The organism is Pseudomonas sp. ESBL9 (assembly GCF_036668715.1).
In the GTDB taxonomy this organism is placed as follows: domain Bacteria; phylum Pseudomonadota; class Gammaproteobacteria; order Pseudomonadales; family Pseudomonadaceae; genus Aquipseudomonas; species Aquipseudomonas lundensis.
Genome location: NZ_JAZEVV010000017.1, coordinates 1 through 779 on the forward strand (window position 1 = coordinate 1; position 779 = coordinate 779).

Sequence of the window (779 nt, forward strand, 5' to 3'; positions counted from 1 at the left end):
GGGGGACTGTAGAGTCCATAGTGGCGGCTTATAAAATAATGGATGAGAACGGAAATATAGTTCCTGATCTTGAGTCGCAAGTTATTGTGAGGCGCATGCTTACGGCTCTTAGACGTTTTTTTTTCGATAATGGATTACTTACAGTTACAGCTTTTGATAATGATGGTAATTTAATCGATCGCCATTACTATAGAAATGATTTTACTGTTGAGGGGATAGAGCTTCTCAAGCATAAAGAAGCCGCATGGTTGAGATCTAAAGCAGAAAAAAAATACCACCCGACATGAAAATTCTTGAAAAAGAACTGATTAAAATACGTACCCTGATGGCTGATGGCTGATGGCTGATGGCTGATGGCTGATGGCTGATGGCTGATGGCGCTACAAGGAGCTCAACGTAGCTCCTGTCCATGCAGAGCAGTTGACCGGGTCGATGTAACTATTGAGTCGCTACAATCCGGTCGGTGCCAAAAATAATATTCCTCTGTTTTACGGATGCCTTGCTTAGAAATTAAATATCGAAATCCGAGATGAGCAAGATGGCGTTTCGCAAGATGGCTGTCACTTCAATAGTGATTTCATGTGTCTCTTTTTAGTACCTGCAACTCCCTTTTAGAGTTACCTTGGAAAGCGGACCTTGATGAGGCTTTGGTGTGGGTTAAAATATCAATTATTCAATCTTGATCAAAAAGAGGCTCTATTGGCGAAAAGTATGACTTCGCGTCGAGTTAGATGGTTGATCTTTTGAGGTTTGTATAAATTTTCACTGGCTTTCACAAA

At 41.1% G+C, this 779-nt stretch carries 1 protein-coding gene; it reads left to right on the plus strand.

Features of this window, described 5'->3' with window-relative positions; translation table 11 throughout:
• A partial coding sequence (locus V6F78_RS22235) for a hypothetical protein (protein WP_332728332.1) occupies positions 1-287 on the plus strand: 287 nt, incomplete at its 5' end.
• Positions 288-779 lie beyond the last annotated feature (492 nt).